Source organism: Xanthomonas sp. DAR 80977, assembly GCF_041240605.1.
GTDB lineage: Bacteria > Pseudomonadota > Gammaproteobacteria > Xanthomonadales > Xanthomonadaceae > Xanthomonas_A > Xanthomonas_A bundabergensis.
This window is the reverse complement of the sequence record NZ_CP162487.1, coordinates 5,098,222-5,114,068: the sequence shown is the minus strand read 5'-3', so window position 1 is coordinate 5,114,068 and position 15,847 is coordinate 5,098,222. Positions and strand designations below refer to the sequence as shown.

The following is a 15,847-nucleotide window of genomic DNA, read 5'->3' as shown; positions in this document are numbered from 1 at the left end:
CAGTGGTTGATCGGCAGCGGCCGCAGGAGTGCAATGGGGACTTGCCTGCAGTACAGCGGGCGCCCCCACGGAACGCCACCTTGAGCCATCTGTTCTCGCCCCTCGCGCTGGGGCCGCTGTCGTTGTCCAGTCGCATCGTCGTCGCGCCGATGTGCCAGTACTCGGCCGAGCATGGCCAGGCCAGCGATTGGCACACCATCCATCTCGGCCAGCTGGCGCAGTCCGGCGCCGGCCTGCTGATCCTGGAAGCCACCGCGGTGGAGCCGCGCGGGCGCATCAGCTATGCCGACCTGGGCCTGTGGGACGATGCCACCGAAGCGGCGCTGCGCGCCGTGCTGGCCTCGGTGCGGCGCTGGTCGCCGATGCCGCTGGGCATCCAGCTGGCGCATGCCGGGCGCAAGGCGTCCACGCAGCGGCCGTGGGACGGCGGCGGCGCGATCGCGCCGGGGCAGCCGAACGGCTGGCAGACCGTGGCGCCGTCGGCGCTGGCCTTCGCCGACAACGGCACGCCGCCGCAGGCGCTGGACCTGGCCGGCATCGACGCCATCGTCGCGGCGTTCGTCGCCTCGGCGCAGCGCGCCGAACGGCTGGGTTTCGAGCTGATCGAACTGCATGCCGCGCACGGCTACCTGCTGCACCAGTTCCTGTCGCCGCTGAGCAACCAGCGCGACGACGCCTACGGCGGCAGCCTGGAGAACCGCATGCGCCTGCTGCTGCGCGTGCATGCGGCGGTGCGCGCGGCGGTGTCGGCCTCGGTCGCGGTGGGTGTGCGCATTTCCGCCACCGACTGGGTCGAGGGCGGCTGGGACGTGGCGCAGAGCGTCGCGCTGGCGCAGGCGCTGCAGGCGCAGGGCTGCGATTACCTGCACGTGTCCAGCGGCGGCCTCGACCGCCGCCAGCAGATTCCGCTGGCGGCCGGCTACCAGGTGCCGCAGGCCGAGGCGATCCACCGCGCGGTGCGCATGCCGGTGATCGCGGTCGGCCTGATCACCGAGCCGCAGCACGCCGAGGCGATCCTGGCCGAGGGCCAGGCCGACGCGATCGCGCTGGCCCGCGGCATCCTCTACGATCCGCGCTGGCCGTGGCACGCCGCCGCCGCGCTGGGCGCCAAGCTGAAGCCAGCGCCGCAATACCTGCGCTGCGAACCGCGTTCGGCGCGCGGCCTGTTCGACGCGTGATGCGCACGCGCTGCGCCGCGCATCACGCGGCATCCACCTCGAGGCGTACAAGGAGTTTGCGATGAGCATCGGATTTCTCGGCCTGGGCACGATGGGCCAGCCCATCGCGCACAACCTGCTGCGCGCCGGGCATGCGCTGACCGTGTGGAACCGCAGCGCGGCCGCGGCGCAGCCGCTGCTCGACGCCGGCGCGCAGCTGGCCGCGCAGCCGGCCGACGCGGTGCGCGGCCAGGTGCTGTTCTCGATGCTGGCCGACGACGTGGCGGTGCGCGAGACCCTGCTCGACCGCGGCGCGCTCGATGCGCTGCCCGCCGGCAGCGTGCACGTCAACATGGCCACGATCTCGGTCGCGCTGGCGCGCGAACTGAGCGCCTTGCATGCCGAGCGCGGCGTGGCCTACCTGGCCGTCCCGGTGCTGGGCCGCAACGACGTGGCCGCCGCCGGCCAGCTCAACCTGCTCGCCGCCGGCGATGCCGCCGCGCTGGCGCGGGTGCAGCCGCTGCTCGACGTGATCGGGCGCAAGACCTGGTATTTCGGCGCGGCGCCGGAGCAGGCCAACGCGGTCAAGCTGGCCGCCAACCTGTGCCTGGCCAGCGCCATCGGCACCATGGCCGAAGCGTCGGCGCTGGTGCGCGGGCATGGCGTGGACGCGGCCGATTTCCTGGGCATGCTCGGCAACACCGTGTTCGCCGCACCGGCGTACCAGAACTACGGCGGCATGATCGCGCAGCAGCGCTACAGCCCGGCCGGCTTCAAGACCACGCTCGGGCTGAAGGACGTGCGCCTGGCCCTGAATGCGGGCGAGACCCGGCACGTGCCGATGCCGCTGGCGGCGGTGCTGCGCGACCAGTTCATCGACGCGATCGCGCATGGCGACGGCGAACTGGACTGGTCGGCGCTGGCCAAGGTCGCCGCGCGCCGCGCCGGGCAGGGCTGAGCGCGCGATCGGGCCGCGCCGCCGCGCGATCTTCAGGCGGCCTTGTCGCGCCGTGGTGCAGACTGCGTCGCCGCGCTTGAGCTGGCCGCATGCTTGCGGCTAAGGTGCGGCGGCCCGCAGGCGCATCATAGGAGGATGCCATGAGCCCGAATTCGTCCGACCCCGGCGCCATGACGCCCATCCAGCCGCCGCGCGCCGTCGCGCGCGAGGCCGCGCTCGGCCCCGAGCATCCGGAACATCCCGACCACCTGCTGTATGCGCAGATCCGCGAGGGCGTGCATGAACTGGACGCCGCCTGCGGCCGCGAACCCGATGCGATCAGCGAGCGCATGGTGGCGCGGCTGCTGCCGCTGGCCAAGGAATACGGCTTCGACCAGGTCGACCACGTGGTGCTGAGCCGCGAACTGGGCGAGGTGGAGCAGGGCGAGAACGTGTTCCTGGTGCGCGGCGACCTGGACGACCCGGCGCATCTGCGCGCGCACATCACCACCCACGAGGCGGTCGGCATGTCGGTGGAAGACTCGCTGGCGCGGCTGGAGAAGGTCAACCGGCGCCTGGCGCTGCGCCTGCGCCCGGAGTGAGCGCGCGCAGGCGCGCTGGTGTGCCCGCGTGCCGCCAGCGCACGGATGCCCCACATCCGTAGGAGCGGCTTCAGCCGCGAGGAGCGAAGCGGTGCACTTTCCCGCGTCGGAAAGCGTCGGGACTGAAGTCCCTCCCACAGTGCACTCGATGGGCCCGCTTCAAGCCCCTGTAGGAGCGGCTTCAGCCGCGACGAGCGAAGCGCTGCACTTTCCCGAGTCGGAAAGCGTTGGGACCGAAGTCCCTCCCACAGTGCACCCGGTGGGCCAGCCACAAGCCACTGTGGGAGCGACTTCAGTCGCGACAGGCTCTACCGGTAAAGTCCATCGCGACTGAAGCCGCTCCTACACCCGGCAAGGCAACAGCGGCATTCCACATTCAACGCCCTAGCGACCTCTGTAGCAGCTCGTCCCCAGTCCCAAGTCCCAAGTCCCGAATCGAATCGAATCCCCAATCCCGAATCCCGAATCCCGAATCCCGAATCCCGAATCCCGAATCCCGAATTCTCCCCTATCATTGCGCGGATGCGCCCCGACTACATCCTGACCCTGTCCTGCCCGGACCGTACCGGCATCGTCTACCGCGTCAGCGGCCTGCTGTTCGAGCACGGCTGCAACATCCTCGACGCGCAGCAGTTCGGCGACGAGGAGAGCGGCCGCTTCTTCCTGCGCGTGCACTTCGACGTGCCCGCCGACGGCATCGTCGCCGCGGTGAAGGTGCAGCTGGCGCCGCTCGCCGCCGACTACGCGATGGACTGGCAGCTGCACGACGCGCGGCGCCGCGCGCGCCTGCTGGTGCTGGTCAGCAAGCAGGGCCACTGCCTCAACGATCTGCTGTTCCGCGCGCATAGCCGGCAACTGCGCGTGGACATCGCCGCGGTCGCGTCCAACCACGCCGATTTCGCCGCGCTGGCGCGCTCCTACGACGTGCCGTTCCACCACCTGCCGGTCGACGCCGGCAACCGCGCCGAGCAGGAAGCGCAGCTGCTGGCGCTGGTGGAGCGCGAACGCATCGACCTGGTGGTGCTGGCGCGCTACATGCAGATCCTGTCGCCGACGCTGTGCGCCGCGCTGGCCGGACGCGCGATCAACATCCACCACAGCTTCCTGCCCAGCTTCAAGGGCGCGCAGCCGTACCACCAGGCGCACGCGCGCGGGGTCAAGATCATCGGCGCCACCGCGCACTACGTCACCGGCGACCTCGACGAAGGCCCGATCATCGAACAGGACGTGGCCCGCGTGGACCACGCGATGACCCCGCGCGACCTGGTGCGCCTGGGCAGCGACACCGAATCGCAGGTGCTGGCGCGCGCGGTGCGCCGCCATGTCGAGCATCGCATCCTGCTCAACGGGCATCGGACGGTGGTGTTTCGGTGAAGCCGGGATTCGGGATTGGGGATTGGGGATTCGCAAAAGCGGGCGCTCCAGTACCGAGGCGGCGCCAGCCAAGCGGCTCTACCAATCCCGAATCCCGAATCCCCAATCACGGCTCAAACCGATAACCAGCCCCATACACCGAACGCACCCAGTCCTCGCCGCCGACCTCGGCGAGCTTGCGGCGCAGGTTCTTGACGTGGCTGTCGACGGTGCGGTCGGTGACGATGCGGTGGTCGGCGTAGAGCCGGTCCATCAGTTGCTCGCGCGAGTACACGCGCCCCGGCGCGGCGGCGAGGGTGCGCAGCAGGCGGAACTCGACCTGGGTCAGGTCCAGGTCGCGGCCGTGCACGCTGGCGCGGCAGGCGTCCTCGTCGATGCGCAGGCCCGGCGCCGGCGCATCGTTGGGATCGTGGCGATGGCGGCGCAGCACCGCCTGCACCCGCGCCACCACCTCGCGCGGGCTGAACGGCTTGCAGATGTAGTCGTCGGCGCCGATCTCCAGGCCGAGCAGGCGGTCGATCTCCTCCACGCGCGCGGTCACCATGATCACCGGCACCGCGCTTTCCTTGCGCAGGTCGCGGCAGATCTCCAGGCCGTCGCGGTTGGGCAGCATCAGGTCCAGCAGCACCAGGTCCGGCTTCTGCGCGCGGAACGCGCCCAGCGCCTGCGCGCCGTCGGCGATCCAGTCGTGCGAATAGCCGGCCGCATGCAGGTACTCGCGCATCACCGCGGCCAGGCGCGGTTCGTCCTCGACGATCAGCACGTGCCCGATCGGATCCAGGCCGCTCATGCGCTCAGCGCCGGCAAGCGCAACACCACGCGCAATCCGCCCAGCGCGGAGGCCTCGGCGTTGATCGAACCGCCATGCGCCTCGGCGATGTTGCGGCAGATCGCCAGGCCCAGGCCGCTGCCGCCGCTGGCGCGGTTGCGCGAGGCCTCGGCGCGGTAGAAGCGTTCGAACAGGCGCTCGCGCTTGTCCGCGTCCACGCCCGGCGCGCTGTCCTCGACCTGCAGCTCCAGCACCGTGTCGCGGCGCACGCAGCGCACCTGCACGGTGCCGCCGGCGTCGGTATAGCGCAGCGTGTTCTCCAGCAGGTTGCCGAGCAGTTGCTGCAGGCGCCGCTCGTCGCCGTCCACCTGCAGCGGACCGGTGGCGATCTGCACCTGCAGTTGCAGCTGCGCGGCGGCGAAGCGTGCCCGCACGCCGTCCAGCACGGTGCCCAGGATCACCGCCAGATCGACCGGCGCGCGCCGGTAGGCGAGCGCGCCGACGTCGGTCAGCGACACGTCGTAGAGGTCCTCGATCAGCTTGCCGAGCTGGCCGACCTGCTGGTGCAGCGAGCCCAGCGAGTCTGGGGTCATCGGCCGGATGCCGTCCTGCAGCGCTTCCAGTTCGGCGCGCAGCACCGCCAGCGGCGTGCGCAGCTCGTGCGAGATGTCGGCCATGAACTCGCGCCGCGCGCGTTCGTTGTGCTCCAGCGCCTGCGCCAGCAGGTTGAAGTCGCGCGCCAGCTGGCCGAATTCGTCGCGCGCGCCGGCCTCGATGCGGGTGCCGTAGTCGCCGGCAGCCAGGCGATGGGTGGCGCCGGTGAGGCCACGCATGCGCCGCAGCAAGGCGCGCGACAGCAGCCAGCCGAGCAGCGCGGCGACCAGCAGCGAGGCGCTGCCGATCGTCCACCACGCGCGTTGCTGCGCCGCGTAGAAGCGCGCATCCTCCGCCGCCAATACCTTCTGGAATGGCAGCATCGCCATCCAGCCGACGGTGCGGCCGCCGACCACCACCGGGCGCAGGATGTCGTGGCGGCCGACATCGGGGTTGCCGATCACCGACTTGTAGTCCTGGTCGAGCACGGCGAAGCGGAAGACCGCGCCGGTCTGGTCGGAGATCGGCGGCGGCCGGCGCGGCAGGCCGGGGCCGCGCTCCGGGCGCATCAGCACGAACCAGGCGTCGGGATTGTCGCGCACGAAATCCCAGTTGCCGTGCCGCGCGTACTCGGCCCTGACCCGCGGCAAGGTCTCCAGCATGCGCTCCACGCCCTGTTCGTTGAGGTAATCCAGGAACTGGCGCTTGAGGAAGACCTGCACGGCCATGCCGTTGATCAGCAGCACCGCCACGCACGCGGCGAGGATGGCGAGGAACAGCTTGGCGGTGATGCCCAGTTTCATCGGAGAGGCAATGCGTGGCGACGGCGGATGCTGCGTATTAGCCGCGCCGCGGCAGGGGAAATCAAGCGAATCCGCGCCGTTGCCAGCAATCTCCAAATTTGCTGCACATTCGCGCCGTAGCGTGGCCACATTCGGATAAACCGTGAGTTCGCCGCATGCTGCCCGTCGTCGCCCGTCGCTTCCCCGTTCCGTCCTCGCGCTGGCTGCTGGCCGCAGCCATCGCCGCGGCCGTGGCCGCGTGTTCCTCCAAGCAGCCGCCGCAGATGCCGCAGGCGCAGGTCGGCGTGCAGACGGTGAAGGCGCAGCGGCTGGCGCTGGACCAGACCCTGTCCGGCCGCACCGTGGCCTACATGACTTCGGAGGTGCGCCCGCAGGTCGGCGGCATCCTGCGCAAGCGGCTGTTCACCGAGGGCCAGGACGTCAAGGCCGGGCAGGTGCTGTACGAGATCGACCCGGCCAGCTACCAGGCCGCGTACGACACCGCCAAGGGCGACCTGGCCCAGGCCGAGGCGGCGGTGCTGTCGGCCAAGCCGAAGGCGCAGCGCTACCAGACCCTGGTCGCGCTGGACGCGGTCAGCAAGCAGGACGGCGACGACGCGGTGGCCACGCTGCGTTCGAACGAGGCGGCGGTGGTCGCGGCCAGGGCCTCGCTGCAGACCGCGCGCATCAATCTCGACTACACCCGCATCACCGCGCCGATCGGCGGCCGCATCGGCACCTCCAGCTACACGCCGGGCGCGCTGGTCAGCGCCGGCCAGAGCGACGTGCTGGCCACCATCAACCAGCTCGATCCGATGTACGTGGACGTGACCCAGTCCAGCGCGCAACTGCTGCAGCTGCGCCGCCAGCTCGATGCCGGCCAGCTCAAGGCGGTGGACGGCAAGGCCGAAGTGAAACTGCAGCTGGAGGACGGCAGCACCTATGCGCGCAGCGGCACCCTGGAAGTGGTGGATGCCGCAGTGGATACGGCCACCGGCACGGTCAAGCTGCGCGCGGTGGTGCCCAATCCCGATCGCCTGCTGCTGCCGGGCATGTACGTCAAGGCGGTGCTGTCGATGGCGGTGGACGAGCAGGCCATCCTGGTGGCGCAGCAGGCGGTCAGCCGCAACAGCAAGGGCGAGGCGGTGGCGATGGTGGTCGGCAGCGACAACAAGGTTGCGCAGCGCGTGCTGACCACCGGCGATGCGATCGGCGACAAGTGGGTGGTGCGCGACGGCCTGAAGGACGGCGACAAGGTCATCGTGCAGGGCCTGCAGAAGGTCGCGGTCGGCGCCCAGGTCAAGACGGTGGAAGTGAGCGACACCGCCGCCGCCAAGCAGGCACCCGCGGCCGCGCAAGGTGCCGCCGCCGCGGCGCCGAAGGCCGACTGAGGAACCGCCATGGCCCGTTTCTTCATCGACCGTCCCATCTTCGCCTGGGTCATCGCGATCGTGATCACCCTGGCCGGCGCGATCTCGATCCTGTCGCTGCCGCTGGAGCAGTATCCGGACATCGCCCCGCCCGCGATCACCGTCAGCGCCACCTACACCGGCGCCTCCGCCGAGACCGTGCAGAACTCGGTGACGCAGATCCTCGAGCAGCAGATGACCGGCCTGGACAACCTGCTGTACATGTCCTCCAGCAGCAGCTCCGCCGGCAGCGCCTCGATCACCCTGACCTTCGACTCCGGCACCGATCCGGACACCGCGCAGGTGCAGGTGCAAAACAAGGTCTCGCAAGGCGAGTCGATGCTGCCCGAGGCGGTGCAGAGCAACGGCGTGACCGTCACCAAGTCCGCCGGCGGCAGCATGTTCATGGTGCTGGCCTTCACCTCCGAAGACGGCAGCATGGACAGCACCGACATCGGCGACTACATGGTGTCCACGCTGCAGGACCCGATCAGCCGGCTCAACGGCGTCGGCGGGGTCAACGTGTTCGGCTCCGAATATTCGATGCGGGTGTGGCTGGACCCGGAAAAGCTGCGCACTTATGCGCTGATGCCCTCGGACGTGAGCAACGCGATCTCGGCGCAGAACGCCGACGTCTCCTCCGGCGCGCTGGGCGCGCTGCCGGCGGCGCAGGGCCAGCAGCTCAACGCCACGGTCACCTCGCGCAGCAAGCTCAAGACCCCGGCGCAGTTCGAAGCGATCGTGCTCAAGTCGCAAAGCGGCGGCGCCACCGTGTACCTGCGCGACGTGGCGCGGGTCGAGCTGGGCTCCAAGTCGTATTCGTCCAGTTCCAAGTACAACGGCAAGGCCGCCTCCGGCATGGGCCTGCAGCTGGCCACCGGCGCCAACGCGCTGGATGCGGCCAAGGCGGTGGAGGCCAAGCTGGAGCAGCTCAAGCCGTACTTCCCGGCCGGTCTCAAGTACGAGGTCGCCTACGACACCACGCCGTTCGTGCGCATCTCCATCGAGGAAGTGGTCAAGACCCTGCTCGAGGCGATCGTGCTGGTGGTGCTGGTGATGTACCTGTTCCTGCAGAACTGGCGCGCCACGCTGGTGCCGGTGATCGCGGTGCCGGTGGTGCTGCTGGGCACCTTCGGCGTGCTGGCGCTGCTAGGCTATTCGATCAACACCCTGACCATGTTCGCGATGGTGCTGGCGATCGGCCTGCTGGTGGACGACGCGATCGTGGTGGTGGAGAACGTCGAGCGCCTGATGAGCGAGGAAGGCATGTCGCCGCGGCAGGCGACCTACACCTCGATGGGGCAGATCACCGGCGCGCTGGTCGGTATCGCCCTGGTGCTGACCGCGGTGTTCCTGCCGATGGCGTTCTTCGGCGGCGCCACCGGCGAGATCTACCGCCAGTTCTCGGTGACCATCGCCGCGGCGATGCTGCTGTCGCTGCTGGTGGCGCTGACCCTGAGCCCGGCGCTGTGCGCCAGCCTGCTCAAGCCGATCGAGAAGGGCGGCCACGTCTCCCACAAGGGCCTGCTCGGGCGCTTCTTCGGCTGGTTCAACGACCGCTTCGACCGCGGCGCCGACGGCTACGGCCGCGGCGTGGGCAAGCTGATCGGCCGGCGCAAGCTCGGCGGCCTGGTCTACCTGGTGCTGCTCGTGGTGATGGGGCTGCTGTTCTGGCGCCTGCCCAGCTCGTTCCTGCCCGAAGAGGACCAGGGCATGCTGATGGTGATGTTCACCACCCCGGCCGGCGCCACCCAGCAGCGCACCCAGCAATCGATCGACCAGGCCACCGGCTTCATCCTCAAGCAGCCGGAAGTGGCGGGGGTGATGACCATCAGCGGCTTCAGCTTCGCCGGCAGCAGCCAGAACTCGGGCATGGGCTTCATCAAGCTCAAGGACTGGGCCGAGCGCGATGCCTCCGCGCAGGAGATCGCCAACCGCATCACCGGCGCGATGATGGGCGCGCTGCCCGACGCGCAGGTGTTCGCGCTGTCGCCGCCGGCGATCAACGGCCTGGGCACTAGCTCCGGTTTCACCCTGGAGCTGCAGGACGTGGCCGGCAAGGGCCACGACGCCCTGGTCGCCGCGCGCCAGCAGTTGCTGCAGCTGGCCAACGCCGACAAGGGCCTGGCCGCGGTGCGCTTCAACGGCCTGGAGGACGCGCCGACCTACCGCGTGCAGATCGACGATGCCAAGGCTGGCGCGCTCGGCCTGGACGCATCGGACATCAACACCACGCTGGCCACGGTGATGGGCGGCAGCTACGTCAACGACTTCCTCAACAACAACCGGGTCAAGCGCGTCTACGTGCAGGGCGAGGCGGCCGCGCGCATGCTGCCCAGCGACATCGGCCGCTGGTACGTGCGCAACAGCAGCGAGGCGATGGTGCCGTTCTCGGCCTTCTCCAGCAGTGAATGGGCGTATGCCCCGCAGGTGCTGAACCGCTTCAACGGCGTCGAGTCGATGGAGATCACCGGCAGCGCCGCCAGCGGCATCAGTTCCGGCGACGCGATGAACGGCATCGCCGGGCTGGTCGGCAAGGTGGGCAAGGACGTGGGCTATGCCTGGTCGGGCATGTCCTACCAGGAGCAGGCCGCCGGCGCGCAGACCTGGATGCTGTACGCGGTGTCGCTGGTGTTCGTGTTCCTGTGCCTGGCCGCGCTGTACGAGAGCTGGTCGATCCCGATCTCGGTGATGCTGGCGGTGCCGGTGGGCATCGTCGGCGCGCTGCTGGCCACGTGGTTGCGCGGGCTGTCCAACGACATCTACTTCCAGGTCGGCCTGCTGGCGACGATGGGCCTGGCGGCCAAGAACGGCATCCTGATCGTGGAGTTCGCCAAGGAACTGGAAGAGAAGGGCCAGCCGCTGATCGAAGCCACCCTGCACGCCGCGCGCATGCGCCTGCGCCCGATCCTGATGACCTCGCTGGCGTTCATGCTCGGCGTGCTGCCGATGGTGATCAGCAGCGGCGCCGGCTCCGGCGGGCGCCATTCGCTGGGCACCGGCGTGCTCGGCGGCACCCTGGTCTCGACCGTGCTCGGCATCTTCTTCGTGCCGCTGTTCTACGTGATCGTGCGCAGCCTGTTCCCCGGCAAGCGCACCGCGCCGGAACCGGCGCATCCCCAGGAGGCAAGCCCGTGAACCGTGTGTCCCTGACCCGTACGGCGCTGGCGCTGGCCTGCGCCGGCCTGCTCGCCGGCTGCGCCAGCATGGCGCCGAGCTATGCCCGCCCCGACGCGCCGGTGCCGGCCACCTTCGCGGATGGCGGTACCGCCACCGGCAGCAGCGACGCCGCCGACGTGGCGACGCTGGACTGGCGCCAGGTGTTCCTGGATCCGCGCCTGCAGCGGGTGATCGCGCAGGCGCTGGACAACAACCGCGACCTGCGCGTGGCGGTGCTCAACATCGACAAGGCGCGCGCGCAGTACCGCATCCAGCGCGCGGACCTGTTCCCGTCGGTGGACCTGAGCGGCAGCCAGAGCGCCTCGCGCAGCAGCGCCTCGACCAGTAGCAGCGGGCGCTCCGAAGTGGCGCGCACGTATGCGGCCGACGTCGGCGTCAGCAGCTGGGAGCTGGACCTGTTCGGGCGCATCCGCAGCCTCAAGGACGAAGCGCTGGAGACCTAACTGGCCACCGCACAGACCCAGCGCAGCACGCGCATGAGCCTGGTCGCCGAGGTCGCGGCCGACTGGCTGACCGTGGCCGCCGACCAGCAGCGCCTGGCGCTGGCGCAGCAGACCCTGGCCAGCCAGCGGCAGACGCTGCAGCTCACCGAACTGCAGCACCAGCAGGGCATCGTCTCCGGGCTGGACCTGGCGCAGGTGCAGACCAGCGTGGAGAGCGCGCGCGCCGACGTGGCCAGCTACACCACGCAGCTGGCGACCTCGCGCAACGCGCTGGACCTGGTGGTCGGCGCGCCGGTGGCGGCCGATGCCCTGCCGCAGGCCACCGCGCTGGAAAGCGGCGTGGCGCTGGCGCCGCTGCCGGCGCCGCTGGAATCGCGCGTGCTGTTGCAGCGTCCGGACGTGCTGTACGCCGAGCACACGCTGAAGTCGGCCAATGCCGACATCGGCGCGGCGCGCGCGGCGTTCTTCCCGACCATCTCGCTGACCGCCTCCACCGGGCGCAGCAGCACCGCGCTGTCCAGCCTGTTCGACGCCGGCAACCGCACCTGGTCGTTCGTGCCCAGCATCAGCGTGCCGATCTTCCGCGCCGGCGCGCTCAAGGCCGAACTGGACGAGGCCAGGATCACCCGTGACGTCAATGTCGCCGAGTACGAGCAGGCCATCCAGACCGCCTTCAGCGAAGTGGCCGATGCGCTGGCCACGCGCGCGCAGCTGGACGAGCGCGTGGACGCGCAGCGCGCCCTGGTCGATGTCACCCAGCGCAGCTACAGCCTGGCCGACGCGCGCTATCGCAACGGCGTGGACAGCTACCTGGACGCACTGGATTCGCAGCGCTCGCTGTATTCCGCGCAGCAGGACCTCATCACGCTGCGCCTGACCGAGGCCAGCAACCGCGTCACCCTGTACAAGGTGCTCGGCGGCGGCGCCGACGCGCAGAGCGGCACGCCGGTGGCCGAGGCGACGCGCTAGCGCCTCCCCGACGCCTGTAGGAGCGGCTTCAGCCGCGACCGGCGCTACCGGTAGCGCCGGTCGCGGCTGAAGCCGCTCCTACAAAGAGCGGCATCGAATCGAAACTGCACCAGCTGCAGCATCGGCGCATGGAGACATCGGCGCCGCACCAGGCTTCCATGCCCGGGCAGCGCTTCTACCAATCCCCAATCCCGACTCCCCAATCCCGGCCGCTCAACGCGCCGCGTTGGCGTTCATCGTCGCGTTGCGGCTGGCGTCCAGGTATTGCGCCGGATCGCGCATGCCGGTGGTGTGGCACTGGCCGGTGGTGTGGCCGCGGTTGACCCCGCCCGGCAGCTGCGCGTTGACCTGCTCGACCACGCCGTCCTCCGGATCGTCCAGCACCAGGTCCGAGGCCGCGTTGCAGTAGTCGTTGGTGTACCAGTTGGTCTTGGCGAAGGAGGTGGTGTAGTAGTTGACCAGCGCCCGTGCCGAGCTCGGGATGCCGGCCAGCCACGCCTTGGCGCCGTCGTAGGTCATGTCGCTGTTGCTACCGCAGCCCACGCCGAACCAGGAGCCCACCGTGGCCAGGATGCCGGACAGGTTGGTGCCCTGGTAGGGCGTGCCCACCGACTGCATGACGCGGCCGCCGCTGGCGTTGTCCAGGCCGCTCCAGTAGTAGCTGTACAGATGCAGCGCGGCCATGCCGCCCTGGCTGTGCGCCACCGTGCCGAACGAATTCCATTGGCTGCCGAACTGGCCCAGCAGCTGCGCGAACTGGTCGTTGCTGCGGTTCTGGTTGGCGTCCAGGAAGGTCGAGGCGTTGCTGAACTGCGCCGCCGGCCAGACCCCGCCCGAGCAATAGCCGTGCACCAGCACCAGCCGCTTGCCGGTCGCTTGCGGCTGCGCATCGCTCGCCGCGCGCTGCAGCGCGGCCGGGCGCTCGCCCATGCGCATGCTGGCGTCGATCGCGCCGCCGCGCGCCACGCTGCTGCGACGCAGGGCCGGCAGGCTCAGCGCCAGTGTGTCGCGCGTGGCCAGCGGCACGAAATGGTCCGGATCCTCGATGCGCAGGTTGCGCAGCGTGAACGGCGCGCGCGCGCCGGCGCGGACGATCCAGCGTTCGTCCACGCTCAGCGGCAGGCGCCCATCCTGCGGCGCGAGCATGCCGCCGAGCCAGGCGACCGGCACCGCGCTGCCGTCGCGGCCGGTGCCCCACAGTTCGCCGAGCACGCGGTAGTGCGCCGGCGCCTGGCCGCTGGCGCTGACCGGGATCGGCAGCGCCAGGCGGGTACCGTCCTGTGCGCTGGCGGCCACCGCATCGGCGGCGATGCGCAGCGTGGTGTCGAGCACCGGCAGCACGTGTTCGGTGGTGCGCACGAACGCCTGGCCGGCGGCATCCTCGCCGTGCACCACCACCTGCGCGAGGTAGCTGCCCGGCGCCTGCGCCGGGAAATCGCCGGCGTAGATGCCGTCGCCGGCGGCGCCGTCGCCATGGCGGCCGTCGTCGGCCATCGGCCATTGCGTCACCGTGCCGTCGGGCGCGGTGACGCGCAGCTGCGCATCGCGGATGTGCCCGGCAGTGGCGCCGAGCGCGGTGGCGCCGTGGCTGTCGCTACCGCCGAGCATCGCGGTCAGGCCGATGCGCTGGCCGCGATGCAACTGCCGGCGATCGCTGGGATAGGACGCCAGCTGCGTGCGCGCATCGCCTTCCATCAGCAGGTAGCCGCGTTGCGCATCGGCGCCGTCGGCGCGCAGGGTCAGCGTCCAGTTGCCGTTGGCGGCGCTGTCCACGCGGTACTCGCGCGCCGGCAGCGCGGTGTCGCCGCTGCCCAGGCGGGTGGCGACCGCGTTCGGCACGAGGCTCGCGGCGCTGGCGCGCGCGTTCGCCGCGACGGGCGCATGCAGCTGCGGTTGCCAGTCGTGTGCGCCGGACAGCAGCACGAAGCGCAGCTTGCCGTTTTCCACCGGCAGCGTCGCCTGCCATTGCGCGGCTGCGCCGCTGCGCGCGGAAGAGAATTCCACCGGCAGCAATGCGCTCTTGGACAGGATCGCGGCCTCGGCCGGCGCCGGCGCGCGCATCTGCGCGAATTCCTCGGGTGGGCCGGCCAGTTGCTTGGGGACCAGTTCGGCCGCATGCGCGAGCATGGGCGACAGCAGCAGCGTGGACAGCAGGGACAGCGTCGGTAGCGTCGACATGGCGGCTCTCTCCTTGAACAGTGCGAAGCCGGACAGTGCGCCGATCGCGATTGCGACCGCACGCCTGCGCAGCGGATGCAGCGCCCCCTCGCCGCGACGTGACTGCGTTATACCCCGCCACGATGACAGTTCCACGATGCGCTGCAGCACCGCCGCGCGTGCTGCGTTGTGGTGCGGACGCAGCGGATGGTCTAGTGTCTGCGTTGGGGCGGCACTGCGGTGCCGGCGGGGATGCTGGAACAGCCAGGGGGATGTCCGGATGCTGCGCAATGCACTGCATTTGTCTATTTTTTGCGCCACGCTGGCGCCCATCGCGGGCCTGGCGCAAGCGCCTGCGCCGACCCGCAGCGCGTTCGCGTTCTGCAGCGTGACCGACACCGGCGGGGTGCCGGCCAAGGTCTGGGCCTCGCCGGTGTTCGAGACGTCGTATCGCGACGACGCCAGCGGCTGGCTGCAACGCAGCAACCAGCTGGCCAGCGATTTCCTGGCCCACGTGGGCAGCCTGGGAGGGGCCGGGACCAAGGACTGCATGCTCGGTCCCGGGCGCGAGGAGGCCCTGGCGCAGCGCGAGCAGCAACGCGCGATATGGAGCAAGCGGCTGTTCCTGATGAAGGTCGGCAGCTGGCGCGACGTGGACTGGACGCCGCCGCCGTGGAATGCCGCCGCCCAGGCGCCGGCGCAGACCACGCGCTATTTCCACTGCTATGCGACCCAGGTCGACATTCCCGATCGCAGCGACCTGGCGCGCACCGTCGCCAGCCAGGTCTTCGCCATGCCGACCGGCGCCGATCCGATGGCGGTCTATACGCAGAGCGCGGCGTACGCCGAGGAGTTCAAGCAGACCGTGCGCGCGCACGGCCAGCCGGACGAGGGCACCACCTGCACCGCGTACGACACCCAGGCTGAAGCAGGCAAGGCCAGCCGCGATTACCGCAAGCTGTTCGGCGGGTTCAACACCAGGTTCACCGAAGTGGCGTGGACGCCGAGCGGGCGGGCGCCCGCCGCGGTCGCTGCGCCGCCGACCTCGCCGCAGATTGCGCCCGCTGCGGCGGCGGCACCCAGAGCGCTGGGAGTTGGCATCGCGCCGGTCACCGAGGAAGTGGCGCAGGCAACCGGACTGCCTGCCGCGCGCGGCGCATGGATCGTGAAGGTGATCGATGGCAGCGTCGCCATGCAGGCCGGGATCAAGCCGATGGACGTGTTGCTGGAGATCGACGGCCGGCCTGTCGGTGCCCCTCAGGACGTGCGGCCCCTGGTGGCCGGGCTACGCGCAGGTGTTCCGGTGCCGGCGCAGATATGGCGCGATCGCCGCATGCAGCAACTGAGCCTGCTGTTTGCAGACGGCACTGCCGCTGCGGTGCCCGCACCAGTGCCGGCGGCCGCTGCGGCAACGACGGAGTGAGTCGCGCTCGCCTGTAGCGCTGCGGGGGTGATTTGCCATCTGCGGCGTGTG

General features: G+C 70.4%; 10 protein-coding genes and 1 pseudogene. 8 read left to right on the top strand and 3 right to left on the bottom strand.

Annotated features, from left to right (window positions below):
- Positions 1 to 80 precede the first annotated feature (80 nt).
- From AB3X10_RS21805 to purU, 4 genes are all read left to right on the top strand, one after another.
- Complete coding sequence (locus tag AB3X10_RS21805; protein WP_369977487.1) at positions 81 to 1,178, top strand: NADH:flavin oxidoreductase/NADH oxidase; 1,098 nt, start codon at positions 81 to 83, stop codon at positions 1,176 to 1,178.
- Between the two features lie 61 nt (positions 1,179 to 1,239).
- Positions 1,240 to 2,115: an NAD(P)-dependent oxidoreductase gene (locus tag AB3X10_RS21800; RefSeq protein ID WP_369977485.1), complete on the top strand. Its 876-nt coding sequence runs from the start codon at positions 1,240 to 1,242 to the stop codon at positions 2,113 to 2,115.
- Between the two features lie 170 nt (positions 2,116 to 2,285).
- The gene (locus AB3X10_RS21795; RefSeq protein WP_369981937.1) at positions 2,286 to 2,696 is read left to right on the top strand and encodes an XVIPCD domain-containing protein; all 411 of its coding nucleotides are present in this window, start codon (positions 2,286 to 2,288) and stop codon (positions 2,694 to 2,696) included.
- A 522-nt stretch (positions 2,697 to 3,218) separates the two neighbouring features.
- Positions 3,219 to 4,070 (top strand): formyltetrahydrofolate deformylase, encoded by an 852-nt coding sequence (gene purU, locus AB3X10_RS21790; protein WP_369977483.1) that lies wholly within the window; start codon positions 3,219 to 3,221, stop codon positions 4,068 to 4,070.
- A gap of 106 nt (positions 4,071 to 4,176) precedes the next feature.
- Here the strand turns inward: purU and AB3X10_RS21785 are convergent, their stop codons facing one another.
- On the bottom strand, positions 4,177 to 4,860 hold the full coding sequence (locus AB3X10_RS21785; protein WP_369977481.1) for a response regulator: 684 nt from the start codon (positions 4,858 to 4,860) through the stop codon (positions 4,177 to 4,179).
- Entirely contained in the window at positions 4,857 to 6,236 is a 1,380-nt protein-coding gene (gene baeS / locus AB3X10_RS21780; RefSeq protein ID WP_369977479.1) for a sensor histidine kinase efflux regulator BaeS, read from the bottom strand. Before baeS ends, AB3X10_RS21785 begins: the two co-directional genes overlap by 4 nt.
- Before the next feature lie 155 nt (positions 6,237 to 6,391).
- Here baeS and AB3X10_RS21775 point away from each other — a divergent pair, with 155 nt between their 5' ends.
- From AB3X10_RS21775 to AB3X10_RS21765, 3 genes and pseudogenes are all read left to right on the top strand, one after another.
- Complete coding sequence (locus AB3X10_RS21775) at positions 6,392 to 7,606, top strand: efflux RND transporter periplasmic adaptor subunit (protein WP_369977477.1); 1,215 nt, start codon at positions 6,392 to 6,394, stop codon at positions 7,604 to 7,606.
- 9 nt (positions 7,607 to 7,615) lie between these two features.
- Positions 7,616 to 10,762 carry an efflux RND transporter permease subunit gene (locus AB3X10_RS21770; RefSeq protein WP_369977475.1) on the top strand — a complete coding sequence of 1,049 codons (3,147 nt, stop codon included), beginning with the start codon at positions 7,616 to 7,618 and terminating at the stop codon, positions 10,760 to 10,762.
- 5 nt (positions 10,763 to 10,767) lie between these two features.
- Positions 10,768 to 12,216 (top strand): annotated as a pseudogene (locus AB3X10_RS21765) (efflux transporter outer membrane subunit).
- Positions 12,217 to 12,429: 213 nt separating this feature from the next.
- On the opposite strand, the gene AB3X10_RS21760 reads toward AB3X10_RS21765, so the two are convergent.
- Entirely contained in the window at positions 12,430 to 14,394 is a 1,965-nt protein-coding gene (locus AB3X10_RS21760) for a choice-of-anchor X domain-containing protein (protein ID WP_369977474.1), read from the bottom strand.
- On the opposite strand from AB3X10_RS21760, the gene AB3X10_RS21755 reads away from it, so the two are divergent.
- Positions 14,342 to 15,796 (top strand): S1C family serine protease, encoded by a 1,455-nt coding sequence (locus AB3X10_RS21755; RefSeq protein ID WP_369977472.1) that lies wholly within the window; start codon positions 14,342 to 14,344, stop codon positions 15,794 to 15,796. The genes AB3X10_RS21760 and AB3X10_RS21755 overlap by 53 nt on opposite strands.
- Positions 15,797 to 15,847: the final 51 nt, after the last annotated feature.